Source organism: Planctomyces sp. SH-PL14, assembly GCF_001610835.1.
In the GTDB taxonomy this organism is placed as follows: Bacteria; Planctomycetota; Planctomycetia; order Planctomycetales; family Planctomycetaceae; genus Planctomyces_A.
Genome location: NZ_CP011270.1, coordinates 3,893,072 through 3,918,897 on the forward strand (window position 1 = coordinate 3,893,072; position 25,826 = coordinate 3,918,897).

Below are 25,826 nucleotides of genomic sequence, written 5' to 3' on the forward strand. Positions count from 1 at the left end.
TGCAGGAACTCAAGCGGACGAGCTGACCATTCGAACGAGCTCACTCGTGGAGATTGCGCCCGGAGTTCAGGCATTGCTCGTCTTGGATGGGTATGACGTGCCCCGCATCGGATTCGAGGCTGGCCCTGACGTCCGGTCCGTCGCATAGACGGCCGGGCGTTGACAGCGACTAAGACATTCGGACGGGAGAATCGCTTCTGAAGAGGGCTCCATGATCGGCCGTGCCTAGGCGACGAACCGGATCGTCCCCTGCATGATTGGGAGGACCCCTTTTTAGAGGAGACTGAGCCATGCAGCGAATCCCGTTTTCCCGTCATGCCACTGAAGCGGAGTTTGCAGCCGTCATGCAAATCGCTTCTTGCTTCAACGACGCGCAGTGGCGTGGCTACCCCGGAATGCGATTCAGTTCAATACTGGAGACTGGGACCCCGTCACTGGCATGATGACGGGCGATCCAGACCTCCGCAGGCCAAGGTTCCTCATCGATCAGGACATGGGGCACGCGGGCGACGTCACGCTGGGAGATGTGCATGACTTCGCAGATCCGCCCCCAGGCAGTACCTAAGGACCCATCCTCTGTCTGGGTTCGATACCGGCATTTCCCGGTCGCACGCACCTTCGAACAGACTGACCATCTCGTCGCCCGACGCTGCGACGGACCTTCGCCGTAACTGACCGCCTGGCTGTGACCACCGTCGTGAGATATTGGACGACGACCACCTGACCCGGCCTTCGGCGACTCCCCAGTACGATGTGCGTTGCTAGTCTTCCGAGGCAGTCGGCCAGTCGAAAAACGCTCGAGGCAGGGCGAAAGTATCTGACGTATGACCGCCACTCTGCGGCACACCGGATAGAACTTGAGCTCCCCCTGGCTTCCTTGGACCGATGAGTTGAATCCCTGGTTGAAATCTCAGTCCACGGCACCGCCACGCTCCGGCTCGAAGCCCCGTCGCATTCTTCCCGTTGATCGCGAGCGGCGCCTCGGTCGAGCTTTCGGCTCCAGGCAGTCCACACGGCGAGAATGGCCTACGGGCGAGCACCGCAACCTTGCACGTCGCTGTCCCTTCGTACTCCTGGTGCGACATTTTCTGGCGGACGAGTGACGTCGCGACGGGCCTTGAATCTGACAGTAAACCCGCAACCCGTGCAATCTTCGCTACACTTCAAACTGGGACACGAAAACCCCGGGGGGGATACATCTTGGAGCCACATCTCTCACATGAGAGGCCCGGAGCTCTACGCTCTGCAACGATCCGGCATTTGCTGGAAGATGATGTCGATCACGCCGTGTTCGTCTTGGACGGCGACGGCATTGTAAGCGAGTGGGGAGCTGGAGCTCGACATCTATTTGGTTATCCCGAAGGGGAGATCGTCGGCAAGCCGTTCTCGACTCTGTTCACGCCAGAGGACGTGGTCCTTGGTATGGACCAGCAGGAGATCCGCGTGGCGGCTGAAGATGCAAGGTCAGAAGACGACCGATGGCACGTTCGGAAAGACGGCTCGCGTTTTTGGGCCAACGGCACGCTGAAGGCACTCCGGTCCGAGGATGGGAGCACAATCGGCTTCCTGAAGATCATCTGCAATCGCACTGAGAAAAAGATCCAGGCTGACGCACTGGAGAACCAGGTCGCCGCGCTCAACGCACTCAAAGATCGAACCACCGCTTTTATGGGGGCGTTGGCTCACGAACTCGGTAACACGTTCATCCCGCTCGGGCACGCTCTCCATCTCGTCAAGGAAGCGGTCTCCTCGAACGCGGACTTCGAGCACCTGCTGACCCTCGGTGAACGTCAGTTGGCGGTAGCGGGCCGACTCCTCAACGACCTTAAGGACGTGACCCGCATCGAATCGGGGAACCTCGAAATCCTGCAGATCGAGACGTGCGTCAACCATGTGGTCGAGCGTGCGGTCGCGGCAATGAATGAGGAGGCAAAGCGGCGCCACCAGTCACTTGAGCTGCTACTACCATCATCCCTTATCACAGTGGATGGCGACGCCACTCGGCTCCACCAGGTATTCACGAATCTCGTCGGCAATGCGTGCAAGTACACGCCCGATGGTGGAAAGATCTGGGTGAAGATCTCCACGGAGGGTAACCACGTCATTGTGAAGGTTCAGGATACTGGTGTGGGAATCAGCCGCGAGACACTGCCTAAGCTGTTCGAGATCTTCACTCAAGAAGAGTCCTCGCTTGGGCGATCGCAGGGCGGCTTGGGTATGGGCCTTTGGCTGGTGAAGAATCTGGTGACGCTGCACGGCGGAACGGTATCCGTTCGAAGCGACGGCAAAGGTCACGGGAGTGAGTTCTTTGTGTCGCTTCGAATCCGGCGGACCATTCCCTCGGTAGGCGGGGACGAGCCGCGATAGCGGGCGGAACGGCGGCGCAGCTCGCGCGTCTCGTGACGACCTCTGCAGTCCTCAGAATGGGTTTAACTTCAGTACTCCTCAAAGCGGCAACCGGCTCGCTATCTCAGTTGCGCATCGTCCAATTTATTTGGGGCTCAGAAGCCGCCAGGGGACTCCGTCGTTGCGACTTAAACCGAGACCACAGACGGTCGGTTCGAAGTGCTGATCTGAGAGCAGAATTGCAGCACTGCATCGGCAAAGTGTTCGTGATGCTCGAAGAATCCGTAATGTTTGGCAGGATCCTGCGTCTGCGACGTCGAGGCGGAGATTCCTTGTGCGATGACATCGCTGGCAGACTTTGGAGTCACGGGGTCTTGCTTCCCGGCGACAACCATTGTCGGAATTCTGATCTCAGCGAGCGTTGCCTTCGCATCATACGCCAGCATCCCAAGACACCCGCGGGCGAGAACGGCCGGGGAGCTGATGAGTGAGTAACGCGCGACAAAGTCCAACTTCGCGGCTGACTCCGTGCCCCCAAAGCCGCTCCACGCGATGGACCAATGGGTCGATCCGTTCAGGTAACTGAGACAGTTCGAAAGCCACACGAGGGGTGACAGAACGATCTGCAAATAGAGCAGCGGCACGATCACCGGCCGCTCGATCGCTGTCAGCAACCCGCTCAATGGCATGGTCCGAACGGGGTTTTTGTAGGTCGTGTGGACGAGGATCAGGCCGCTCACTCCCGCTCCCAGCATTTCGGGGAACAGCCGGCAGAACGTCAGGATGGTCATGCCGCCGATGCTGTGTCCGATCAGCGTGACCGAAGCGGCTCCGCTGATGTCAATCACCGCTCTCAAGTCCCGAGCGAATTTCTCCAAGCTATAGTCGTTGTTCGTCGGCCGTGTCGATCGTCCCGACCCTGGAAGGTCCCAGACCACAAGCCGAACAGCCGGGCACCGCTCACGCAAATAGGCCCACTCACGGCGATCGGTTCCCCAACCATGAGTCGCGACGACCGTCGGGCCGTCAGGAGGGCCGAAGGTTTCAATGAATAGCTCGGTGCCATCGTCCCGCTTAACACGATGTGATTCGCCTCCAACCATCGTTGGGACCGATTGGCCGGTTGGGCGCCAGAGCCGCGGATTGATCCATGAGCCAGCGACCGATAGCAGGAGTAGCAGGCATCCTGCGGTCAGGAGAGCAGTTTGTCGGTTCCATCCCGGCGTCCACCCCTTCGGAGGGCCCGGGGCGATCTCTCGCATCGGCATATCGGCATCGAGAACCGTTCCTTCGACAACGCGCACCTGGGCCGGCGAATTGATGTCGCGATACCACTCGCGCAATGACCAGGCGGCCAAGCCCACAATGCTGAAGGCCAACATGAGCCGCAGCCAGACGAAGAGAACCGATGCAGGTGTTTGCACGACAACCTCCGTTGCCACTTGAACCAGGAACTGCCTTGCCGGAAAGCACGTCGCGTACCTGGCTGTGCTCGCAATCTATTCGAGACACAGCGATGTCCCGCCCTGCCCCCACCTTCTACGGCAGTTCGTAACCGTCGCTGGCACGAAAACCATGCAAGAGTCGAACCATGGGCTGTTGACTACCATATCGCTTTTATGATGGGGCGCGACGACCTGCCATTCAGGAAGCCACCGAGATTGAAGTCTATGACGAGCTGGCAAGTCGTCCGACGTGATTGTGCTCTCACCCTCGTGAGTCCACTGAAACCGCCGCACGTCGATATCTGGATTCGCTCCCGGAGATTCCCTGGGATTCGAGGACGTTCTCGCGGTGTCATCGCCTTCTTGCGAGTCCACTGCTTGTAACCACCTATGCAGCGTCGACATCCACGCTTGAGGAAGTGCTGATGGTCCGGTGACAGCAGGTTGCTGATTGGCGCGACGGGTATGGCGATTGCTTGCTCGCGAAGCATTGCTCCGTTCTGTGTTTACGATGAGGAAACTGTTGTCATGTCGCTCGAAACTCTCGCCGACGCCTTCCACGACGAACTCCGTGACGTCCTGAGTGCTGAGAAGCAATTGGTAAAGGCTCTTCCCAAGATGGCGAAAGCTGCGAGCTCCGCGGAGCTTCGAGCCGCCTTCCAAAAGCATCATGAGGAAACGAAGGCGCAGGTGGAACGGGTCGAACAAGCTTTCGAGGAGACCGGCAAAGCGGCCCGCGCGAAAACCTGCGAGGCGATGGAAGGATTGCTGGCGGAGGCGGCCAGCATGATGGAGGAGGACGCCGCCCCCGAGGTCATGGATGCCGTATTGATCGCATGCGCCCAGAAGGTCGAACACTACGAGATCGCCACCTATGGGACGTTGTGCACCTGGGCAAAGCAGCTCGGTTACAGGAATGCCCACAAGCTGCTGAAAGCGAATATGGCGGAGGAAGTCGCGACTGACGAAGCGCTGACTGGCCTGAGCGAAACCGTCAATTCGGAAGCAGACGCTTAAGAAGCGGTTTCATCCGGTTCATCCTTGGCTGGGCTGGCAACCGGGGGAGTCGTGTTACCGGCAGTATTCATGGGGCTAGCCGCCGCCCGGTCACGCCTCCCCTTCAGCTTCCATGGAACGTCCCGCCGTTGGAGCGATAGTGGGGCGTCCAGTCCGCTGTGTTGTTGACGCGGGGATAGATCACGCGAAGGCACAGTGACAAAGCAAGGGTGTCGGGCGTATTCAAATGTTCGGATTACCTCAGTCCTGGTGTCAGGCACCAAGCAAAAATGGATGCTTCCGCGCCGGCCAGAAGCAGTAGGAGTTGCGAGGTGGAGTCGACGATGCGAGTCTGGCGCGGGCGGCCTTATCCCCTGGGAGCGACCTGGGACGGTAACGGTGTCAACTTTGCGATCTTCTCGGAAAACGCCGAGGCGGTCGATCTGTGCCTCTTTGACTCCGCGGACGCCACCGCTGAGTACCGCCGGATCCGGCTCACCGAGCGGAAGGATATGGTGTGGCACTGCTACCTGCCGGATGTCCGGCCGGGGCAGCTCTACGGCTATCGGATGCACGGCCCCTTCGATCCCGCGAACGGGCACCGCTTCAACTCGAACAAGGTCCTCCTCGATCCCTACGCCAAGGCGATCGGCCGCGACGTCCGCTGGGCCGACGAGCTGTTCGGCTACAAGTTCGACGACCCGAAGGCGGACCTCTCGATGGACGAGCGGGACAGCGCCCCTTTTGCGCCTCTCGGCCGCGTCATCGACACCGCCTTCACCTGGGGGGACGACCGCCCGCCGCGGACCCCCTGGCACGAAACCATCATCTACGAGGCCCACGTCAAAGGCTTCAGCAAACTCAATCCGCACGTTCCGGAAGAGATCCGCGGGACGTATGCCGGTTTCGCCTCCGAGGCGGCGATCCAGTACCTCAAATCGCTCGGCGTGACCGCGGTCGAGTTCCTCCCGGTCTTCCACCGCCTGGACGACCGGCATCTTGTCGAAAAGGAGCTGACGAACTACTGGGGCTACAACACGCTGGCGTTCTTTGCCCCCGACACGCGGTACTCCTCGACCGGGACGTCCGACGAGACGATCCGCGAATTCAAGTCGATGGTCCGCACGCTCCACACCGCCGGGTTCGAGGTGATCCTCGACGTGGTCTACAACCACACCTGCGAGGGGAACCAGATGGGGCCGACCCTCTCCTGGCGGGGGATCGACAACGCCTCGTACTACCGGACCGCTCCGGACGCCCGGTACTACATGGACTTCACCGGTTGCGGCAACACCTTCCTGATGCGGCAGCCGCGGGTCCTGCAGTTCATCATGGACAGTCTCCGTTACTGGGTCACGGAGATGCATGTCGACGGGTTCCGCTTCGACCTTGCCAGCACCCTGGCCCGCGAGCTCTATGAAGTCGACCGCCTGGGGGCGTTCTTCGACATCATCCACCAGGACCCGATCCTCTCGCAGGTCAAGCTCATCGCCGAGCCGTGGGACCTGGGAGACGGCGGCTACCAGGTCGGCAACTTTCCCTCCCTCTGGTCGGAATGGAACGGGAAGTACCGCGACAACGTCCGCAAGTTCTGGAAGGGCGAAGGGGGAACGGCGAGCGAGTTCGCGACGCGGCTGTGCGGGTCCGCGGACCTCTACGAATGGAGCAGCCGCCGGCCGTATTCCAGCATCAACTTCATCACCTGTCACGACGGTTTCACGCTCAATGACCTGGTGAGTTACAACGGCAAGCACAACGACGCCAACGGCGAGAACAACCGCGACGGCTCTGACAACAACATGAGCTGGAACTGCGGCGCGGAAGGGGCAACCGACGACGCCGCGATCAAGGCCCTTCGCGAGCGGCAGAAGCGGAACATGCTGGCGACGCTTCTGCTCTCCCAGGGGGTGCCGATGCTGCTGGCGGGGGACGAGATCGGCAACACGCAGAGCGGCAACAACAACGCCTACTGCCACGACTCCGAGCTGACCTGGATCGACTGGAGCCTGACCGACTCGCAGAAGGAACTCCTGGCGTTCACGCAGAGCGTCATCGCCCTGCGGAAGATCAACCCGGTCTTTCAGCGTCAGAAGTTCTTCCAGGGGCGTTCGATCCGCGGCCAGGAACACCGCGACATCGCGTGGTACTCGCCCGACGGCCAGTCGATGACGGACGAGGCGTGGAACGCCGGCTTCGTGCAGTGCCTGGGCCTCTATCTCGACGGCGAGATGATCGGCGAGATCGACGCCCACGGCGAACCGATCCGGGGCGAGAGCCTGCTGGTGCTGCTCAACGCCTACTACGACCGCCTCGATTTCACGCTCCCCGCCGTCACCGGCGCGTGCGGCTGGAAGACCCTCCTCGACACGAACAAGCTTCCCGAAGGGGACGAGCCGCTTCCAAGCGGCACGAAGTACATCCTGGGTGGCCGGTCCCTGGCAGTGCTGCGGCTGGTTCCGCCGCCGCAGGAACAGGAAGAGAAACGCGAGCCCGCGACCTATGTGGCGAGCGAAGTCATCGACAAGGTCCCGATTTTGCAGTCTGAACTGCCGCCGTCAGACACTCGCGGGGGGACCACAATTAATCAATAGTCGACTCAAGTCTCTCGCATGACCTCTGATGGCAGTTGAGTGGGAGGCATCAAATTGGGGCGTTGCTTGAACAAAACTGCGATCTGGACGTCCTCTCCGTAGCCGAGCACGGAAGTTCCGCTGTCTCCGCCGGCAAACCGTACGGGATGCCTTCGCTTCTGTGGGCGTGTGATCGGATTCGACGGGGATAAGCTGGCGCGCGGCTCATAGATTAGTTAGAGACGTACCCAAAACGTCGGTGTCGTGCCGTTGTTGAGCAGATGGACAGAGTGACACAGGAGAATCCTTGGGAACTGAAATTGCCTTCAAGTGGGGTCGCGGTGGACCTCACCAAGTTTGGCTTATCCATTGATGTCGTGTTTCCATTCGCCCAGGCAGTCACTGTGGCACTCCCTCTCACGCCCACCGTTTTTCGCGCTCCGAATGGCTTCATCGTGATCCGGCAACGGCAGTCCGGAATCGTTGCGACAGAGGTGGGAATCTTTGTCGCCCCTGAAGCCATAGACCAGCTGATCGCTGAGCTGCGAAGGGTGCAGAAAGAGTTGAACGACGATCAGGGCACAGGAGCGTCCAGCTCGTGAGCCGGCTAGCGCGCGATATGCCGTTTCGCAGGTCCTAGAGCCTTTTCACAATTCGTGTTCAGTAGCCGCAGTATCGGATGTAGTTCTGGCATTCGGACGGGGAGAAGCGGTCGAGGGCTTCTGCCAACGTCGTACACAGCGTCTCGAACGTCTTGGACGCCGCTTTGCGGAGCAGCGTCTTGAGCTTCGAGTACGCGTTCTCGATGGGGTTCAGGTCCGGTGAGTACGGAGGGAGATACAACAGCTTCGCTCCCGTCTGATGGACCAGTCTCTCGATCCGTTCATCCTTGTGAGGAGCGACATTGTCCAGGATGACGCATTCCCCCCGCTTGAGCGTCGGAGCCAGGGACTGCTCGACCCACGCGGCAAAGGCATCTCCCGTCATCGCTCCCTCCAAGACGAGCGGAGCGGAGAGTCCAGTGGTCCGGACGGCGCACAGGAACGTGAACGTCTTCCAGTGACTGAGCGGCTGATGGTCGACGACACGCTGCGAAGTCTCTCCCCACCCAGACATCCGCAACAGGCCCGTCTGGACGGCCGTCTCGTCCAGGAACACCAGCCGCTCGGCCGGAATCCGTTTCCGCAACAGAATGTCCCACCAACGACGACGCCGCCGAACATCCGGCCGCAGTTGCTCAGCGGCGTACAGGACTTTTTTTGAGGGTGATTCCCCACCGCTGGAGGGCCGTCCACAACGTCGCCAGGCAACCAGGCAGCTTGAGTTGAGTTCGGAGTTCTTCCAGGGTCGCTCCCGGAGTCGCTCGAATCGCCTGGAGGATCCGAACGCGGTGCTCTTCGAGCTTCAACTTGGGCCCGGTCTTTCCCGAGCGGGGTTTGAGCGTTCCCGTGTTCCGACGAAGAGCCAGGAGTTTGAACACGGTTCTGGTGGTGACGGAGAAAACCTCAGCCTATTTGGCGGGCGGGTCTCCGGCATCGCAGGCAGTCACGATTCTGGCCGCAGATCCATCGAGAGCGGGACGGGCATGGTGGTCCCAGACGTCCAGGTCCTTGACGATTCCTTCTATCGAGTGTGTTGTCTCCGTCACGCATCCGTCGTGCCGTGTCGGAAAGTGCTCGTTACAATGCCGCAAGTACAACATCGTCCTCGGCGTTGAAACCCTATGCCCGCTCGCACGAATCGCTTTCAGGAAATCGTCGGCTTCTTTATGCGGATCAAGTATCCGAACGCGAAGATTTCGATGTCCGAGATGGCCGTCTCAGAGTGCGAGGAACTCTCCGACTACGACAGGGAAATCGACTTCGTCGTCAGAACCACGGAGGGTGAGAAGACGATTCGGAGAGCAGTTGAGGCGACCGGCGCAGCTTCAGCCCTCCATGTGAAAAACTTCGATTCGTTTTTGGCGAAGTACTGGGGGCCATGTCGGCTTGAAAACATCGATCATGTCGTCTTGGTGACTCGGGAGGGGTATAGCAAGCATGTCAGAGACAAGGTGGCCGCAACGAACCGGAAAAGGGCCACGTCGATTACCCTGCTCACTTTGGACGGTGCCATCGAAACCGACTGGGCCAAAGTCTCGAACGGAACTGCAACGAGAACAGGGCCAATGCGGATCGAGCACATCCGAGTTGACGTCCCCATCGCCGGTGAAACGGAAGTCGATCCCGGTCGTATTAGAACCGTCAACACGAGGACCGGGATACTGACTGGGACACTGAGGCATTACCTCGCTCGCGCTTTGCCCGTGGTCCTTTCATCTCAGAGGCATGTCGTTCGACAGCTATACGCGAACGCGCATAGCTCCCCAACAGGCGAAGGACGTGTCCTCATCCTGGCGAACCTAGAACATGTCGGTTTCGTTTCGACCAAGGGAATTCACGCCCTCCCCCGAGCTTGGGTCACGCTACATACTCAGATCGACTCCGGATCGGCTGAGATTCGTGAGTGCGTACTTTCCGCTCCGGATGGCAATCAGGACCAGCTTGCATATCTGGAGATGAACGTCGGTAGGAACATGCTCCGGATTGCGATCCCGAAGTCCGATGGACCTCCACCGGCGATTCATCTGAAGCTTCCGGATTCCCTCCGTAGTCTTGCTGCGTCCTGCAAATGTGGAAGCGGAAAACGCGAATGCGACTGCTGCCGCCCAAGCCTGGATCGGTCTCTTCTCAACACCACGTGGTCGGCCAGGGTGAACACCAGTAGCCATGATCCTCTCCGGTGGAACAAGCATCACAAATCGAGCTGACTCCACGACTCTTTGCATGGCATTCGTAAGTCTCCTGTCCCCCCGGGCCTGGGTTTTCGGCTTGAACCGGAGGCAATAGAATCAGGATGCCATTCGTCCTCCGGACTATCGCATGGTTCTTGATCCTTGGAGGCCTCGCGACCGAGTTTGTTGCGATCTTCGCAATGTCGTGGTATCGGCTCCGACGTTCATTGCCTGGCACGCCCCTCAATTTCCAGACCGCAGGCTGGTTCGCATTCTACGTCGGTGTCGGCCTATTAATTGTTGCCAACGCGTTCGGATAGCCTCGATCACGTCTCAGCCCGCAAATGAGAAGGCCCTTCGACGTTCTCAACGAAGGGCTTATCGTTCCATCGAGTCGGGGTGACAGGGCGCCAATAGAACAGTTCTGGGTCGCCGTCAGTTACTTCGATCCAGTCATTCTCTCCGAATGATGGTCCGTTCCGCCGCTGTCAAATGAGGTGGAGAGCTCAGCTCTGAGCTCGGTATCGAGTCGGGCGGCGGGCCGACTGAAACGCGACCAGCACTCTTCTTCAGACCGTGCGTTCTTCGTCGAGTCGTCCTTGCATCGACCAACAAGTGCGGATGCGGCAACCGCCCAGCGGACTTTCCAAGACCACAGCCGTGCCCCTGTGATTTGTGAGGATTCTTTTGACCAGCGCGAGTCCCAGACCCGCCCCGCGGTCGGTCTCGTTCAGCCGGACGAACGGCTCGAACACCCGTTCGCGATCGGGTTTGGAGATGCCTGGGCCGTCGTCATCGACATCGATCGTCGTTTCCGTGGCCGAGACGCGGGCATCAACCTGGACCTGCCGCTGGCTGAAGCGTCCGGCGTTCGCCAGCAGGTTGCTGAGGACCCGCATCAGTCCGTTGCGGTCCGCCACCATCCGCACATTGCCGCGTGTCAGCTCGGGCCCGATCCGGAACTCCGTCGCGCGGCAGGTGAGGGATGCTTTTTCGATGAGCTCCTCGACCAGGGGGAGCAGTTCGACGCTCTCCGCCTCCGGCTGCGGGACGCCGGTCTCCAGGCGGACGTACTGCAGCAGCTCACCGACGGTGTCGTCGAGGTCCTGGGCCGCGGCGTCGAGCGACTGGAGCCGCGCGTCCCGCTCGGAATCGCTGTGCGCCGTGCGGATCAGATCGATGGCGAAGTGGATGCGGGAGAGGGGCGTTCGCAGTTCGTGCGAGACTGCCTGGAGCAGTTCGCGCTGTGTCCGGAGCAGCGCTTCGGTGCGGGCCGCCATGTCGTTGAAGGCCCGCGCGAGAGTCCGGGCGGAATCAGTCTGATGAACATCGACGCGGGCCGCCAGGTTGCCGTCGGCGATCTCAACCGCCGTCTGCTCCATGAGACGGAGCTGCCGGGCCAGGGGTCGCAGCAGGCTCGCGATCGCAATCGCCACGAGTAGCAGGACGGCCCCGATGGCGATCAGCATGTCGGTCTCGATTGTCCCGTCTCCGACCGGAACCGGCCCGAACTGGAGGGAGCCGGCGTCGCCGTTCCCGTCCCGGCCCAGCGGCGTCAGCACCGACAGCGTCCCCCCGTCCGAGACCACGAGATCGTCGCCGCGGGAGAGCCATTCCCGCACGATCGCCGTGGTCTTCTCGTCCGAAAGGTTCTGGATCGGATAGGGGAACCGCCGCCGCAAGAGCTCCACCGTGGCGTCGGCGGAGCCCCCCTGGAGTGACTTTCTCGCCAGACTGACGCCACCGCCCAGGGCTCTCTCGGTGATGCCGTCAAAGTCCGTGTCCATGCGGTACTTGCAGGCGAAGACCGTGATGCACAGCGCCAAGAACAGGAGCGCGATCACGCTGACGTAGAAGCGGATGAACAGACGGGTCATTGGTGCACCGACAACAGGTAACCGGTGTTGCGGATCGACTTGATCCGCTGCGGATCGACCGGGTCGTCCCCCAGCTTCTTCCGCAACCGCGAGACCCGCAGGTCGATCGAACGGTCCAGCCCGTCGTACTCGACGCCGTGGATCCGCAGGTAGATGTCGCCGCGGCTGACGACCTGGCCGACGTTCTCGGCGAGCAGCCACAGGAGATCGAACTCCGCGGAGGTGAGCCGGATCTCCTGTCCGCTCATCTGGACGGTCCGGCGCCCGGCATCGATCGCCATCGCCCCGATCGCGATGCGGTTGCCCCCCTGCGGCATGGCGGAGGCCGCGCTGCGGCGGAGGTGGGCCCGCAGCCGCGCCAGCAGGACCCGCGGCCGCACGGGCTTGGCGAGATAGTCATCCGCCCCCACCTCCAGCCCCACGACCTCGTCCACCTCGTCTCCCCGCGCGGTGAGGATCAGGATCGGGCCCTTGAAATCGGAGCGAACGGTCCGGCAGAGCGTGAGCCCGTCGAGGCCGGGAAGGTTGACGTCCAGGATCAACAGGTCGTGCGGCTCCGCGCGAATCCGTTCCGCCGCCCGGTCGCCGCGGGCTTCGATCGTCACGGAAAAGCCGTGCGGCGCCAGAAAGTCCGCCACCATCGAGGCGAGTTCCGAGTCATCCTCGACGAGCAGAATGCGCCATTCCATGGGAGACGATCGGCAGGGACGAGTGAAGACGCGGCGCGGATGTACCGCGGCGCGCGACGGAAGGAAGTCGTCATCTCGATACGGGCGAGACAGGACGGAGGAGGCGGGACGGACGAGATCGTGCAGACGACCGCACGGCCCCTCATTTTAGGAGTGAGAGAGATGGCGTCGAGACGGCTCTCCCGACTGGATACAGACGGATACACAACGAGACGCATTCCGAATTGAGCCACCTCTCCGGCACGCATACGTTCCGAATGTGGCACGGAGGCACAGCGGCCTCCTCGCCACGGTACCGGCTTCCCTTCGCCGCGTTGACGCCTTCGCCATCGCGACGGCCCGGTCCCCGGACACGCTCCGCGGGCCGCAAGCGCCGCGCTCAACGGATGCTGAGTGCCGGAATCCCTCCAAGGACGGACCGAATGACTTCTCCTTTGCCACGCTCTTCGCCCAGGCTCGGCCCGGTGCCGAGGCGGATCTCCGTCTGGAGCGTCGTCGGCGCCGCGCTCGTGCTGGCGGGCTGCGCGTCCCTGCGGGAAACGGCTGCCGGCGGCGACCGCGAGCGGAGCCCGGGAGTTGCGATCCCTGACATTGAGTCGATCGAAGAGGCCGACGAGCAGGGCGCCCTGGGAGCGATCCCGACGCGGAGCGCCGTGGCGGAGACCGACGGATCGTCTGCCTCCACCGACCTGCCCGACTTCGGCCACTCGCCCGAGTCGACGGAAGAGACAACGGAAGAGACGGAGCCGGGCGACGACGCTCCGCCCGATTCGGTCGCGTTCGGCGGAAACGATGGGCCGCTGGCCTCCCCAGGCCAGGAGCCAGGGCCTCTCGTCGGGCCCGGCGAGCCGGGACCGTTCTCTCTTCGCTGGCTCCGGAATCCCTTCGCTCCATATCACCCGGCACCCGTACCCCAACGAGGCGGCTTCTTCGACCCCATGGACCAGCTCACCGACTCCGACGGCAGACCGCCAGGCATCGACGGCCCCGATGGGCCTGGCGGTCCCGGTGGCCCGGATGGCGGTCCGGACGGCGGTCCTCCGGGGGGCTTTGGCGGCCAGGACGAGCCGGGCTACGCCGCGACCTGGTACCCCTCGGCGGCAGTCGCCGGACAAGGGACCGAACTGGGGGTCTTCCATCAGCGGCTGGGAGTCGACGTCCCACTCTGGTTCCAGGGGGCCGACGCCCTGATGATGAGCCTCAGCGTCGACGAAACGCACTTCTCCGGCCGCGCGACGTTGCCGGACACCCAGCGGGCGTTCCCCTCCGACCTCTGGAATATCCAGGTCGGCTTGAAGCACATCCACCAGTACGCCAACGGCTGGACCAGCATGCTGATGTTCGACGTCGGCTCGGCCAGCGACAAACCGTTCCAGGCCGTTCGCGACGTCAGCGTCCAGCTCGGCGGGTTCCTGATCATCCCGGCCAGGAACGAGCGGGACTCCTGGATGCTCGGCGTCCTGTACTCGCCGCTCGGCTCCCCCAGCTTTCCAATCCCGCTGATTTCCTATCACTGGAAGCCCTCCGACACGTTCGAGATGAACATCGGCCTCCCGTCCAACCTCAAGTGGCAGGCGACCGACCGGCTCAGCTTCGACCTCTCCTACTTTCCGATCCTGAGCATCGACGCCCTGGCGACCTACAAGCTGACCGAGCAGCTCCATCTCTACGGCGGATATCAGAACATCTCCCGCTCCTGGTTCCTGGCCGACCGCGTGCACAGGAACGACCAGTTCTTCGCCAACGAACGGCGGCTGAGCTACGACGACCGGGGCCGGGTCGTCGAGCAGGTCCAGAACTACCAGGAGTCTCTCAGTTCCAGCAGTAGTTCCTCAGGCGGTGGCTGCAGCGGTTCGGACGACATCAATGTGACAGTCCAGACGAGCTACAACGCCGACGGGAACGTCGCGACCCTGACGGCGGTGAACAGCCAAACGGGAAACCAGGTGACGACATACGTCTACGGGACCACGCTTGACACGTCGGACATCGCCACGAGCATGCTCAAGCGGAAGGAGATCTATCCCGACTCGGAGGATGACGACGACGTCATCACGTTCCGGTACAACCGCCAGTCCCAGGTGACGACCCGCACCGATCAGAACGGCACGGTCCATGCCTACGACTACGACCGCCAGGGCCGGATGGTCCAAGATCGGGTGACAACTCTGGGAGCTGGCGTCGACGGAGCGGTCCGGCGGATCGGAACCACCTACGACATCCGAGGCCTCCGGCACAAGATCACGAGTTACGACAACCCAACGGTCGGGGCCGGAACGGTCTTGAACGAGGTGCTCTCCGAGTACAATGACTTCAGTCAGCTTGTGACGGAGTACCAGGCTCACGAGGGAGCAGTGAACACCTCGACAACACCGAATGTCCAGTACAGCTACGCCAACGGTTCGAACAACACGATCCGGCCGCTGACGCTGGTCTATCCGAATGGTCGGACGCTGACCTACGACTACGGGGCGGCCAACGAGATGTCCGACGCCGCTTCGCGGATCGAGGCGATCGTCGATGACGACGACACGCGGCTGGTCGAGTACAGCTACCTCGGCCGAGGGACGTTCGTGGTGGCGGATGACACGGAACCGCAGGTGAAGTGGACGCTGGTCGACCTCGATGGGGACGACGACCCCGACACCGGTGACATCTACTCCGGTCTCGACCGATTTGGGCGAGTGAAAGACAACCGGTGGTACAACTACGACGCCGAAGAGGACGTCGACCGGCTGCAATACGGGTATGACCGGGCATCAAACCGTCTGTGGCGGAAAAACCTGGCCGCAACCGCTCTCGGGAAGGAGTTCGACGAACTCTACAGCTACGATGGGACCCATCGCCTGAAGGACATGGGACGCGGCCTGCTCAACGGGACGAACACGGCTCTGACGAGCCAGACGTTCGCGCAGTGCTGGACGCTCGACACGACGGGCAACTGGTCGGGCATGAAGGAGGCCGACACGGGCGGAGCTTGGACGTTGGAGCAGACCCGCACAGCGAGCGAGGTGAACGAGATCACCGGCATCACCAACACGGTCGGGAGCGCCTGGGCACAAGCGGTGTACGACCGGGCGGGGAGTATGACCGAGATGCCCCAGCCGAAGACGCCGACGGACGCCTACCAGGCGACGTATGACGCCTGGAATCGCATGACCAAGATCGCCGACGATGAGGAGGTTGTCAGCGAGTACCAGTACGACGGACGGCGGTTCAGGATTGTGACAATCGAGGCTCCCGAAATGCCTCCCTCCTCTTCCAGTTCCAGCCTACCCGCCTACATCACCCGGCACGCATATTTCACGGCTCGATGGCAGTCGATCGAAGAGCGAGTCGAGCCATTCACAACAGCCGTCCGACACCACGTGTGGAGCATTCAGTACATTGACGCACTAATCCTGCAAGACTTCGGCGACAACGGCGCTGAGACATTTGCGGAACGGCTATATGGAAGCCAAAGCGTGGAGTGGGACACATGCGGCTTGTTTGACGCCACAGGCGAGGTTCGAGAGCGGTTTGCATATTGCCAGTACGGATCTATCGACGTATTGACTCCTGAATTTGCCCCTCGTCTATTTTTGCAACCAAGCTGGAATACTCTTTTTCGAGGCTATTCTTTAGACCGCATTACCGACCTATACAGTGTACGGCACCGCAACTATTCCACAGCATTAGGGGGGTGGCTGCAGCGAGACCCTCTGACATACACAGATGGGACCTCACTTTATCGTGCATATTTTGTCCCCTCGGACGTCGACCCATTCGGATTGGCAAAAAACATATGCACACGAGCCACGACCCCTACAGAGGGGGCATGGGGTTCTTTTCGTTCCGTGGGAGCGACAGGCACAGTGCAATTGGCGGGTGTTGTTGATCGCCCTGGGGTTTTGACCCAAGGAGAAGCTGCTGCCACACAGATCGGTTGCGTCGCAGAGAGAAAGGTTACCGCCGAGTACATTTGTCATCCTTGCTGCTGGAGGACTCCACCGAAGGGCAATCGGGTGACTCTTACCCGCATGCAGCACTCACGAATGTATCCTATTGCCGTTGGTCTGGAAGCTGACATCTTTGTTGAAGGAGCGTCAGTCGGAATACCTGTGCCTGGGTTGCCACAAGGAGTGCCAGGCCCCGGTATAACAGTTTTTGAGCACTTTGCAGACAGAGGCCAGATTAACGCCGACGCAAAATGTGGCACAGTGAACAAAGGGATTATTGTGCCACTTGAGCCCACACTGCAGTTGCTTCCGGGCACAATGAGTTGCACCGCGGGAAGTGACAACCTAACACCCGAATATCCGGCAATGGAGATCCCTCAGTAGTGATTTGTGCACAAGCCCCATTTGAGCAGGAGCAGGGTATGCGGCAACGAACACGTGTGATTCTAAAAGTTGCGTGTTGGACATTCTTGGTCACCGTTGCCTACGTCCTTAGTATAGGCCCTGTGTATTGGCTCGGGTTTCGGGGTTTTTTTGGCAAAGGAGCCATATGGTGGCCGTCAGTGTTTTACTACCCGCTCTGGGCAATTAAAAATCATACATGGCAACAATGGTTAAAATGGTACGTGCATGTTGGCATGTGACAGTGAATCGCCAGCGATCTTGTCGGGTACGCGTCATTGTGAGGGCATGTCATCGGTCGGCCGAGTGGCCGAGGCGGAAGACGCTGGTAATGCTCCAGAGGGCCGTAAGGGAAATTTATCGGAAATGAGACGCAAAGGATTTGGCAAACCGATGCAATTTCAGCGGGCGTGAGCGACGCGTCCCGAAGGCATCATGAAAAGTACGGCGATGGATGATACCCTTTCTGAAGGGAGCGTGATCAGCATGCGAACCGATCAAGAACTGTCGTCGCTCTTTTTCTGCCACCGGGGTTAGTTGGGTGGTTTCCTCCCTCGTATCCGTTCACAGGCCTCGACTGACAGCATGGCGTCTGATTCGCCAACTAACGCGGAGACCGACGTCCGGATCAACGGTTGTTGGACCACGCCCGCTCTCCATTTCATCATGGGCCGCTCCCCACCGCGACCCATTCGTCGTGGGAATGGAACCCGGTGTGTGGCGATGAAGTGCATCTCCAGTTGAGGATCGATCCGGATGGAATGGTTTCTGCTGCACATTTCGAGGGCCGGGGCTGCGTTGTCAGCCAAGCGAGCGCATCGATGCTTTGCGAGATGATTCAGGGGCAGGCCGTTTTCGATTTGCAGAAGCTCGATGAACAGCGGGTGATACAGGAGATCGGCATTCCCCTCTCTCCTGTCCGGAGAAACTGCGCTCTGCTGGCTCACCGTGCCCTCCTCTCCTTACTGGCTTCCCTTCGCGAAGGATCGACTTCAAACGATGCTCAGTGAGATTTGCGTCATTGGATTTCCGTCCCGCGTCGGGGGAGCGGATACAGAACTGGACCACCAGATCCGCGCCTGGCAGGCGTTGGACGTCAAGGTCCATCTCATCCATACGGGGCCAGTCGACGACAACCTCCGTTCCATGAAGATGGAGGACCGTGGCTGCGTGATCCATGCCCCCTGCGACTGGGGGGCGTGTCGCGGAATGCACGTCATTTCGTACTGCAACGGCGAGTTTCTCAAGCACCTGGAAACGATCCGCCGGTTCGCGAAATCGACGACATTCGTCAACTGCATGACCTGGCTGTTCGACGCCGAGAAGGAAGCCCACCGCAAAGGGCTGATTGACTGTTTCCTCTACCAGACCGACCACGCCCGCGAGAAGGTCCAGAACGACCTGAAGGGGATCAACGAGAGGTTCCGCTGGCAGAAGGTCCGCCCCTACTTCCACCTGGACGATTTTCCCTACCACGCGGACCGCCCCGACGACCGCTTCCGGTTTGCCCGCGTCTCCCGGGACGACCCCGGCAAGTTCCACCCGTCTCAGATGTGGGTATATGAAACGATGGTCGCTCCCGTCCTCAAAGAAGGGGTGATCCTGGGGATCAACGACCGGATCCGGGAGAAAATCGGCAAAGAACCGAACTGGATCAAAGGGATTCCCGCTGGCGGTGCACCGGCTCAGGAGGTGTACCGGATGGCACACTGCGTCATCCAGATGGCCGAGACCTACGAAAACCTTCCCCGCGTCGGCTTCGAGGCGATGGCGAGCGGCTGCGTCCTGATCGTCGACGACCGCGGCGGATGGCGGGAGGAAGTTCTCCACGGCCAGACGGGGTTCCTCTGCGGCAATGAGCGAGAGTTCGCTTACTACGCCTCGCGAGCCGCATTCGAGCGGGCGGAGCGCCGCCAGATGGCGGAGCGAGCGCGGACTTGGCTGGAAGAGCAATGGGGAATGGAGCAAGCGAAGTTAGGCTGGTCCGAGTTTTTCTCGATGCTTGAGTCTCTTTGGCCGCAAGGAATCTATGCCTCTCCCCTTTGTTTCATGTCTGTGCCCCACGTACCGTCGGCCGAGGCTGCTGCAGAATGCCGTTGCCTGCTTTCTTGCCCAAGACTACCCGTCCGCTTGCCGCGAACTGCTGATTTTGGACGACGCAGACCAACTACCGGACAGCTCCGGCGAAGGATGGGCGATTGTCGCCCTCAAACGCCGCTTCCGCTCGCTCCCGGAAAAATTCAACACCTTGGCCGGTCTGGCGCGCGGAGAGATTCTCGTCGTCTGGGAGGACGATGATATCTACCTGCCGTGGCATGTTTCCTCGCATGTGCGGGCCTTGTCTACGGCGAGTCTTTCGAAACCCTCGCGCGTCCGAAGCCTGTATACCGGTTCGCTGCGTGAAGAGCCGGCGTCGGGGCGATTCCACGGATCGATTGCCTTTACCCGAGCCGCGTTTGAATTGGCAGGTGGTTGGCCGATCACTCGTCGCGGGGATTTTGACATCCAGTTTCTGAAGCGTCTCGATTCGCTTGGGCAAACCGTAGACCCCTGCAAACTCTCGACGCCGTCGTACGTGTTTCGCTGGGGAAGCACACAGAGTTACCACGGCCAGGCATTCATGGCCGGACCACGGGATCCGACATGGTACGACCGCTGCGAGGCGCAGGGGCATGACTTGCAAGGGGCATCGTTCACCCCGAATTTTGACGAAGAGACTCGGGGCATTCTGAACCAAGTCCATGGTGAGACTCTGGTCGCCGCAAACGATTCACTATTGCAACCTTTGGACGACCGTATAGTGAAGAATCTTAACTCTGTCGACCCGTGAGGCCGAGGGATGATTCCGACGAGAGACGCAGGCCCATCATTTATGAGGCGATCGAGAATCGAGCGAGAATTGTTGATCATAGGGCATCCTCGATCGGGAACAGGGTACATGGCCAGGCTTCTGGGAACGCTTGGGCTTGATGTCGGCCACGAAGAAATGCACGAGCATGGCATCTCCTCTTGGATGTTCGCGGCGACAACCGACGGTGTGCCCTTTTCTACCGATGGAACCGCTCGGGCTCAGTTCGACTTTCGCCACGTCATCCATGTTGTGCGTGATCCACTGCGAGTGATTTCTTCGACCGTTTTTACAGAGCTTCCAAACCGGAAAGTCTTCGGCTACATGCGCCGCTTCATCGCTCTGGGATCTTCGGGCGGCCGGATTGAACAAGCGTGCCGGTCCTATCTCGGCTGGAACAAGCTGATCGAGTCGCAGTCGCCCGACATTCGAGTGCAAGTTGAAATGGCGCCTGACGTGCTTCCGGAGTTCCTTCGAAAAGCCGGCGTGGAAATCGTGCCATCGGCCGTCCGTGAGCTTCCGCCAACGAACTACAATTCTCGCCCGCATCCGTCACTCTCCGGTAGCAAAATACGATCCGCAATTCCTCAAGAACTTTGGGAGGAATTGGTCGAGTATGCCCGCATGATCGGATACGAGATTACCGCCGATTGACCGGCACTTTCGTCGTTCGCTTGTCCGACAACTGTGAGCTGTAGTCTATGGCGACGGCACCAATCCCCTGCTTCATCACCAACCGAGATCTGCTGACGACTCCTCAGGACATGGTGGAGCGGCTCAAAGAATGCGATTGCGTTGGAGAGATCGTCATCCTGGATTGTGGATCGACATATCCTCCACTGAAGGAGTGGTACGCTTCCTGTCCCGTGAGAGTCGAGTTTCTTTCAAACTTGGGCAGCCAGGCGCTTTGGCGGTGGGGAGGTTTTCCTGGAAACGGCTTTTACTTCGAGTCCGACTCCGATCTGGATCTTTCAGACGTTCCCAAAGATTTCTTGCTTCGACTGATGGAAGGGTTCGCCAAGTATCCCCATGTCAAGAAGGCTGGGCTCTCACTTCGAATCGATGACCTGCCGGATGACTTTCCTCTCAAGAAGCATGTCGTCAATCACGAAAGACAGTTTTGGTCCAAGCCGTTGGATGAGTTTTGGTTCGAGGCTGACATCGACACGACCGCCGCTTTGTACCGAGGGGGCACAGGTTGGGGCGGATATGGTCCCTCGCTCCGGTCGGCACCTCCATACACCGCCCGGCACGTCCCGTGGTACATGTCCGCAGAAGCGGCGAACGGTTGCCCGGACTGGTGCTGGTACTTGGCGAATCACGATCAACGGATGACACATTGGAGTGGTATTTTGCGACGGATCACTGGTCCGAACGGACAAACCTGACTGTCGCTTGCCCCCCTTTCCGTGTTTTCGAGGAAAGCGCGGGCAACAATCTCATCCCAATCACCTCCAGCCCCGAACGGCAGGGCTCCTCTCTGCTGAAGCTGTTGGCGGCGCAGTCGTCCGCACGTGCCGGTAAAGCTGTTTGTTTCACTCGTGGGTCTGGCCGTCTCCGTCCGTCGCGTATAGGGCTCGCAACCGGGGTTCCCTGTACGCGACGGACGGAGACGGTCCAAACGACGCAGAGATTTCCCTCTCAGCATTGGTTCCGCCTTCTGTTGCGGGAAGAGCGGGCTTCTGGACACGTCGCCCCCGGGTCCTGCTTTATCTCGCGGCACGCGGCATGCTTTCCGAATGACCACCGATGGCGCAGGAGGTTTTTCATCTGCCATACGTGAAAGGATTACACCGATGGGCAAATCGCCGTCGAAGAAGTTGCAAGGGATCGGTACCGATCCGGTCGCCAAGCCGCTCCAAGAGCGAGCGTCCCGAAAGATCGTCGACGAGTCGATCGAGCACTGGGAGCGGCGGGTCTGGAAGAAGGGGGTTCCTGAGATCGTGACCGTGCTCGCGAAGGCCTTCGCCTACATGGCGGAGGACTACTTCAAGTTCTTCCAGATTCAGCGTGAAGGGCACTTCCACCAGCTTCGCACGTTCACGACTTCCGAATGGGAGTCCCTCTACCTGAACCCGAACAGGGCCGGACGCTTTGTCCGCCGGAAGTGTGGTCGGTCAGTTCGCTCACTGCGCACTCTGCAGGTGGGCGTCCGGTGGTTCCTCCATCGCTGGAACCAACTCAATGCTCTCAATCGCATGGTGTTCCTGTTTCGCCTCATGACAGACAAAGCGCGGCACCTCGCCAGCTTGGAGACATGGGGGCTCCCCCTGCGGGTCGAGTTCCAGAAAGGGCTGCGCGAGATCGACGCCGACGACGGCAGTGGGTTCGAGCATCTCGACCGAGCCGAATCTCAGTTCTTCGTAACAGTTTGGCTTCCGTCGATGCTGCTCCTCGGCAAGTGTCCGGCGAAGCTGTACGAGCTGGCAGCGGCGGGGGAGCTGTCGGCTGCCTGTGAACTGCTCCGGCTCGATCCGTTCGCTGTCCAATTGCCGGTGGTCGAGCACTTCTACCGGGAACTTCTCCGAGAGAATAACCCGGCCAGGTTGGAGGCGTTCCGGCTCGCGCAGACTGAGTCTGTCGACCTGCCCAGCGGGCGAGCCAAGTTCAAGGAACAGTTCGCCGCCAAAGTGATCGCCCTCTCCCAACGCTGGTGCGAGATCGTCGGTGATTCCAAGGCGTGTCTCGATCCCGTCGACCTGTGGAACCTCTTCGATCTGATCGCCAAGGAACGGGGAAGAGGGAACGACTCCGTGGATCTGAAGAACTACGAGACGTTCCGCAAACATGTGCGGGACAGTGAGATCGAGCTATCGACAGAAGGCTGGGACATTTTCCGCTGATTCTTGTCCCGGGCTAAGTGGCGGGAGCAGGGCACGCTCCCGCCACGATGGCAAACGAAAAGAAGAGAGCGAGGTCCGAGACCCCGACGCCGGGGGAATGCTTCCACGTCGCCGCGTCCGGTGAGGAGCGACGAGCGTCCAAGCGAGGAGCGAGCGAGCCGGTCGCGGCGAGCCTGTGGGACTATCCGGCTGGTAGAAGCCCCAGTAACACCTACCCCCAGAGTAGTCAGGGGACATCGGGGCTGGTACCTCTGGCCGGTCGTCTTGGCTCGTTCGTCTCCGGGGGATTGGACTGGTTTGAGGGCTCATTCTCAGTCTCCTTCGATCCCATCACCCGAAGTCGCCTGATTCGGGAACTCGACGCGGTCAAGGCCCGTTGCCAGGAAACCGGCGTCCCAGACGAGTATGTCCGATTGCTGGGATGCGTCGATGTCCGAGTGCATCGGCTGGGAATCAACCGCGGCGGAGAGCGGGGAACTCACTACGCCTATCAGATCTCCTACGCCGGGATCACGATCGGCCTGGGCGATTGGAACGCCGAGGAACGTCAGGCCGACAACCTGTTCGTTCGGATGACGGGCGAAACCTGTCTCCTCAAGGGGGCCTGGCAGGGTTACGACCTCGTTCGCGAACTGGTTCAGCAGCTCAGCGGAAGGATTCTCCGAGAGCGTTTGACGCGCGTCGATCTCTGTCTCGACGTTACCAATGTCGCAGCCGCCGAACTTCAGCATTTGGTCGAAGCGGGTCACTTCATCACACGGTTCAAGGCGGTTCATCCACAGACCGAGCTGGTGGCCGGCCGGAGAACCGGATTCACCGCCGGGAAGAGTCCCCAGCGTCTCATCTGCTACGACAAGCTCCACGAGCAACGGAACTCGTACAACGACTTGTACCGCCAGACACTGATCACGAGGCGATACGGGGGTGTCGAACCGGAACATGCTCTTCGCCTGGAAGCCCAGTGCAGCCGGGCTTTCCTGCTGGAGAAGGGAATCGACTCGCCGGCGGACTTGCGAGTCAAAGCCTCCCACCTCTTCCATCACGTCTGCACAGACAAGTTCCGGATTACGGATCGGCCAGTCGACCGGGCTTCCAAGAACCAGTCCCGGGCCGCGATGCACGACCTGTGGACAGCGCTGGTCACAGCCGGGGAAGTGGTCTTTGGCAAGATCGACGGCGAGCTGATTCCCGTCGACCGGTCACTCATCAGTCCTATTCGGGTCTTCAAGCAAGGATTCGGATGCTTCGTCTCCGGCTTCAAGCAGATGGGGGTGCCGATCACCCGCCGGGCCGAGTTGGTAAGGCATGTCGTGAAGGCCGTCGACGGTGTGATGGACTCATCCGAGAAGTGGGCCGATTTCTTTGACGAGTATCGCTTGTTGCTGGAGGAGTGCAGCACATGAGCGCCACGCCTTCGCCTTCTCCGTCGGCTGCTGTTCCGATGCCCGCGGGCGCTCCCTCCTGGGTGACTGCGGATCTCATTGCCCACACTCTGCGAGTCTGGCAACGGTACTACGCCGAACCGTTGAAGCCGGAGGACGCCCTGGCGATGATCCTGGGTGTAACAGAACTGAATCGGGTCATCAGTGAAGGGTCTGGAGCATGAAGCGTTTCGTCGCACTGGCACGGGTCAGCAGTCGCGAACAGGAACGGGAGGGGTTTTCGCTCGAGGTCCAGGAGGAGGCGCTCCGTCGGTACGCCCTTCAGCATGGAGGCGAGATCGTCCGGTTTTTCAAGATCGCTGAGACAGCCAGCAAGACCGATGAGCGGAAAGCGTTTCGCGAGTTGGTCCGGTACGCGAAGCAGAACGCCCCGGGCCTCGACGGGCTCTTGTTCTACAAGGTCGACCGAGCGGCGCGGAACCTGTTCGACTATGTCGAGCTCGAACGGCTCGAATCTGAGTACAACGTCCCGTTCATCTCAGTCAGCCAGCCGACGGAGAACACTCCGTCTGGCCGAATGATGCGGCGGACGATGGCCAATATGGCCAGCTTCTACACCGAGCAGCAGTCGGTGGATGTCCGGGAAGGACTCGCCCGGCGGGTGCAAGAAGGCTGGTTCGTCGGGAAAGCTCCGTACGGTTACCGGAACGTCCGCAAGGACGGCCGCAGCGTCGTTGAGGTCGATCCACACGCGGCCGACAACATCCGGCGGATGTTCCACCTCTACGCCTACGAGCCGCTGACGCTCGACAAGCTCATCGATCGTCTGACCGAGGAGGGCCGAGTCTACCGCCTGCCGGCGATGCCGTTCGCCAAAGGCTCGGTCCACAACATCCTCCGCGACCGGGCCTACATCGGAGAGGTCGAGTTCCGGGGCAATTGGTATCCGGGGAAGCAGGAGCCAATCGTCGACCGTGGAACCTGGGATCGAGTTCAGGCCATCGTCCGCGGCTGCGTCTATCACAGCCACGAGATGACCTACGCAGGCGAGTTCATGACGTGTGGTCATTGCGGACACCCGATCACGGGCGAGCGGAAGACGCGTCAGACAAAGAACGGCACGCGGGAGTACGTTTACTACCGTTGCTCGCGATACACCGCCGTAGGTCACCCCCGCACGCGGGTACCCGAAGCCGAGTTCGACCGGCAGATCCTTGAGCTCTTCCGCCGGATGAAGATTCAGGATCCGGAGGTCGTCGAATGGTTCCGCGCCGTGCTGCGGTCGCAGTCCAAGGACGCCCAGGAGGAGAGCCAAGCGCAGAACTCTGAACTCCAGCGCCAGCGAACGCTCCTCATCACTCAGCAGAGCCGTCTCATCGACATGCGGATCGCAGAGGAGATCGATCAAGAGACGTTCGCCCGGAAGCAGACTGAGCTACGCGACCGACTGGCTTCGATCACACTGCAGCTGGAGGTCGTCGACCGGTCGCGATCGGAACTGGCCGACTTGGCGGTGAAAGTGTTTGAACTTTCGCAAACGCTGTCTGAGAAGTGGCTTACAGCGGACTACGCGACGAAGCGGCGAATTCTCGAAATCGTCTGTTTGAACTGCCGCCTCGATAGCGGAAGTCTTTGCCCGCAAATGAGAAAGCCCTTCGACGTTCTCGCCGAAGGGCTTCTCGTTCCATCAAGTCGGGGTGACAGGATTTGAACTTGC

The 25,826-nt window shown here is 60.6% G+C and carries 19 protein-coding genes; 15 read left to right on the top strand and 4 right to left on the bottom strand.

Translation table 11 applies throughout. The features are described from left to right. Positions 1 to 1,260 precede the first annotated feature (1,260 nt). Positions 1,261 to 2,367, top strand: coding sequence for a PAS domain-containing sensor histidine kinase (locus tag VT03_RS15100; protein ID WP_197489342.1), 1,107 nt, complete (start codon positions 1,261 to 1,263; stop codon positions 2,365 to 2,367). 167 nt (positions 2,368 to 2,534) lie between these two features. On the opposite strand, the gene VT03_RS15105 is transcribed toward VT03_RS15100, so the two are convergent. Then, complete coding sequence (locus VT03_RS15105) at positions 2,535 to 3,770, bottom strand: alpha/beta fold hydrolase (RefSeq protein ID WP_082846235.1); 1,236 nt, start codon at positions 3,768 to 3,770, stop codon at positions 2,535 to 2,537. Between the two features lie 549 nt (positions 3,771 to 4,319). Here VT03_RS15105 and VT03_RS15110 point away from each other — a divergent pair. The 3 genes from VT03_RS15110 (at position 4,320) to VT03_RS15120 (ending at position 7,959) form a co-directional block, all read left to right on the top strand. Further along, on the top strand, positions 4,320 to 4,808 hold the full coding sequence (locus tag VT03_RS15110) for a ferritin-like domain-containing protein (RefSeq protein WP_075093741.1): 489 nt from the start codon (positions 4,320 to 4,322) through the stop codon (positions 4,806 to 4,808). A 323-nt stretch (positions 4,809 to 5,131) separates the two neighbouring features. Further along, positions 5,132 to 7,378, top strand: a complete 2,247-nt coding sequence (glgX, locus tag VT03_RS15115) for a glycogen debranching protein GlgX (RefSeq protein WP_082846786.1) — start codon at positions 5,132 to 5,134, stop codon at positions 7,376 to 7,378. 269 nt (positions 7,379 to 7,647) lie between these two features. Then, on the top strand, positions 7,648 to 7,959 hold the full coding sequence (locus VT03_RS15120; RefSeq protein ID WP_156514517.1) for a hypothetical protein: 312 nt from the start codon (positions 7,648 to 7,650) through the stop codon (positions 7,957 to 7,959). 58 nt (positions 7,960 to 8,017) lie between these two features. On the opposite strand, the gene VT03_RS15125 is transcribed toward VT03_RS15120, so the two are convergent. Further along, the gene (locus VT03_RS15125) at positions 8,018 to 8,671 is read right to left on the bottom strand and encodes an IS630 family transposase (protein WP_082846236.1); all 654 of its coding nucleotides are present in this window, start codon (positions 8,669 to 8,671) and stop codon (positions 8,018 to 8,020) included. Between the two features lie 409 nt (positions 8,672 to 9,080). On the opposite strand from VT03_RS15125, the gene VT03_RS15135 reads away from it, so the two are divergent. Beyond that, positions 9,081 to 10,166, top strand: coding sequence for a hypothetical protein (locus VT03_RS15135; protein WP_075093746.1), 1,086 nt, complete (start codon positions 9,081 to 9,083; stop codon positions 10,164 to 10,166). A 533-nt stretch (positions 10,167 to 10,699) separates the two neighbouring features. Here the strand turns inward: VT03_RS15135 and VT03_RS15145 are convergent. Together VT03_RS15145 and VT03_RS15150 are read right to left on the bottom strand one after the other, a co-directional pair. Further along, positions 10,700 to 12,007, bottom strand: a complete 1,308-nt coding sequence (locus VT03_RS15145) for an ATP-binding protein (protein WP_075093748.1) — start codon at positions 12,005 to 12,007, stop codon at positions 10,700 to 10,702. Beyond that, on the bottom strand, positions 12,004 to 12,696 hold the full coding sequence (locus VT03_RS15150; protein WP_075093749.1) for a response regulator: 693 nt from the start codon (positions 12,694 to 12,696) through the stop codon (positions 12,004 to 12,006). The genes VT03_RS15145 and VT03_RS15150 overlap by 4 nt, the downstream gene beginning before the upstream one ends. Positions 12,697 to 13,349: 653 nt before the next feature. On the opposite strand from VT03_RS15150, the gene VT03_RS15155 reads away from it, so the two are divergent. The 10 genes from VT03_RS15155 (at position 13,350) to VT03_RS15185 (ending at position 25,820) form a co-directional block, all read left to right on the top strand. Beyond that, on the top strand, positions 13,350 to 17,018 hold the full coding sequence (locus VT03_RS15155) for a DUF6268 family outer membrane beta-barrel protein (RefSeq protein WP_156514518.1): 3,669 nt from the start codon (positions 13,350 to 13,352) through the stop codon (positions 17,016 to 17,018). 656 nt (positions 17,019 to 17,674) lie between these two features. Further along, the gene (locus VT03_RS15160) at positions 17,675 to 18,046 is read left to right on the top strand and encodes an iron-sulfur cluster assembly scaffold protein (protein WP_197489343.1); all 372 of its coding nucleotides are present in this window, start codon (positions 17,675 to 17,677) and stop codon (positions 18,044 to 18,046) included. Continuing rightward, positions 18,036 to 19,334: a glycosyltransferase gene (locus VT03_RS15165; protein ID WP_075093752.1), complete on the top strand. Its 1,299-nt coding sequence runs from the start codon at positions 18,036 to 18,038 to the stop codon at positions 19,332 to 19,334. Before VT03_RS15160 ends, VT03_RS15165 begins: the two co-directional genes overlap by 11 nt. Continuing rightward, positions 19,285 to 19,866 (top strand): hypothetical protein, encoded by a 582-nt coding sequence (locus VT03_RS33520; RefSeq protein WP_156514519.1) that lies wholly within the window; start codon positions 19,285 to 19,287, stop codon positions 19,864 to 19,866. The genes VT03_RS15165 and VT03_RS33520 overlap by 50 nt, the downstream gene beginning before the upstream one ends. A gap of 108 nt (positions 19,867 to 19,974) precedes the next feature. Beyond that, entirely contained in the window at positions 19,975 to 20,538 is a 564-nt protein-coding gene (locus VT03_RS15170; protein WP_075093753.1) for a hypothetical protein, read from the top strand. Between the two features lie 47 nt (positions 20,539 to 20,585). Next, positions 20,586 to 21,272 (top strand): hypothetical protein, encoded by a 687-nt coding sequence (locus tag VT03_RS33525; RefSeq protein ID WP_156514520.1) that lies wholly within the window; start codon positions 20,586 to 20,588, stop codon positions 21,270 to 21,272. A gap of 408 nt (positions 21,273 to 21,680) precedes the next feature. Continuing rightward, a complete protein-coding gene (locus tag VT03_RS15175; RefSeq protein WP_075093754.1) occupies positions 21,681 to 22,727 on the top strand; it encodes a hypothetical protein in 1,047 nt (348 codons plus the stop codon). A gap of 437 nt (positions 22,728 to 23,164) precedes the next feature. Beyond that, complete coding sequence (locus VT03_RS15180) at positions 23,165 to 24,130, top strand: hypothetical protein (RefSeq protein ID WP_075093755.1); 966 nt, start codon at positions 23,165 to 23,167, stop codon at positions 24,128 to 24,130. Continuing rightward, entirely contained in the window at positions 24,127 to 24,333 is a 207-nt protein-coding gene (locus tag VT03_RS33530; RefSeq protein ID WP_156514521.1) for a hypothetical protein, read from the top strand. Before VT03_RS15180 ends, VT03_RS33530 begins: the two co-directional genes overlap by 4 nt. After that, positions 24,330 to 25,820, top strand: coding sequence for a recombinase family protein (locus tag VT03_RS15185; RefSeq protein ID WP_075093756.1), 1,491 nt, complete (start codon positions 24,330 to 24,332; stop codon positions 25,818 to 25,820). The genes VT03_RS33530 and VT03_RS15185 overlap by 4 nt, the downstream gene beginning before the upstream one ends. Positions 25,821 to 25,826: the final 6 nt, after the last annotated feature.

What these genes read in the sequence shown, in the direction of transcription:
- VT03_RS15145 (WP_075093748.1), bottom strand. Translation starts at nt 12,007, where the DNA reads ATGACCCGTCTGTTCATCCGCTTCTACGTCAGCGTGATCGCGCTCCTG.
- VT03_RS15175 (WP_075093754.1), top strand. Translation starts at nt 21,681, where the DNA reads ATGGGCAAATCGCCGTCGAAGAAGTTGCAAGGGATCGGTACCGATCCG.
- VT03_RS15150 (WP_075093749.1), bottom strand. Translation starts at nt 12,696, where the DNA reads ATGGAATGGCGCATTCTGCTCGTCGAGGATGACTCGGAACTCGCCTCG.
- VT03_RS15185 (WP_075093756.1), top strand. Translation starts at nt 24,330, where the DNA reads ATGAAGCGTTTCGTCGCACTGGCACGGGTCAGCAGTCGCGAACAGGAA.
- VT03_RS15165 (WP_075093752.1), top strand. Translation starts at nt 18,036, where the DNA reads ATGCTCAGTGAGATTTGCGTCATTGGATTTCCGTCCCGCGTCGGGGGA.
- VT03_RS33530 (WP_156514521.1), top strand. Translation starts at nt 24,127, where the DNA reads ATGAGCGCCACGCCTTCGCCTTCTCCGTCGGCTGCTGTTCCGATGCCC.
- VT03_RS33525 (WP_156514520.1), top strand. Translation starts at nt 20,586, where the DNA reads ATGGCGACGGCACCAATCCCCTGCTTCATCACCAACCGAGATCTGCTG.
- VT03_RS15135 (WP_075093746.1), top strand. Translation starts at nt 9,081, where the DNA reads ATGCCCGCTCGCACGAATCGCTTTCAGGAAATCGTCGGCTTCTTTATG.
- VT03_RS15110 (WP_075093741.1), top strand. Translation starts at nt 4,320, where the DNA reads ATGTCGCTCGAAACTCTCGCCGACGCCTTCCACGACGAACTCCGTGAC.
- VT03_RS15170 (WP_075093753.1), top strand. Translation starts at nt 19,975, where the DNA reads ATGGCCAGGCTTCTGGGAACGCTTGGGCTTGATGTCGGCCACGAAGAA.
- glgX (WP_082846786.1), top strand. Translation starts at nt 5,132, where the DNA reads ATGCGAGTCTGGCGCGGGCGGCCTTATCCCCTGGGAGCGACCTGGGAC.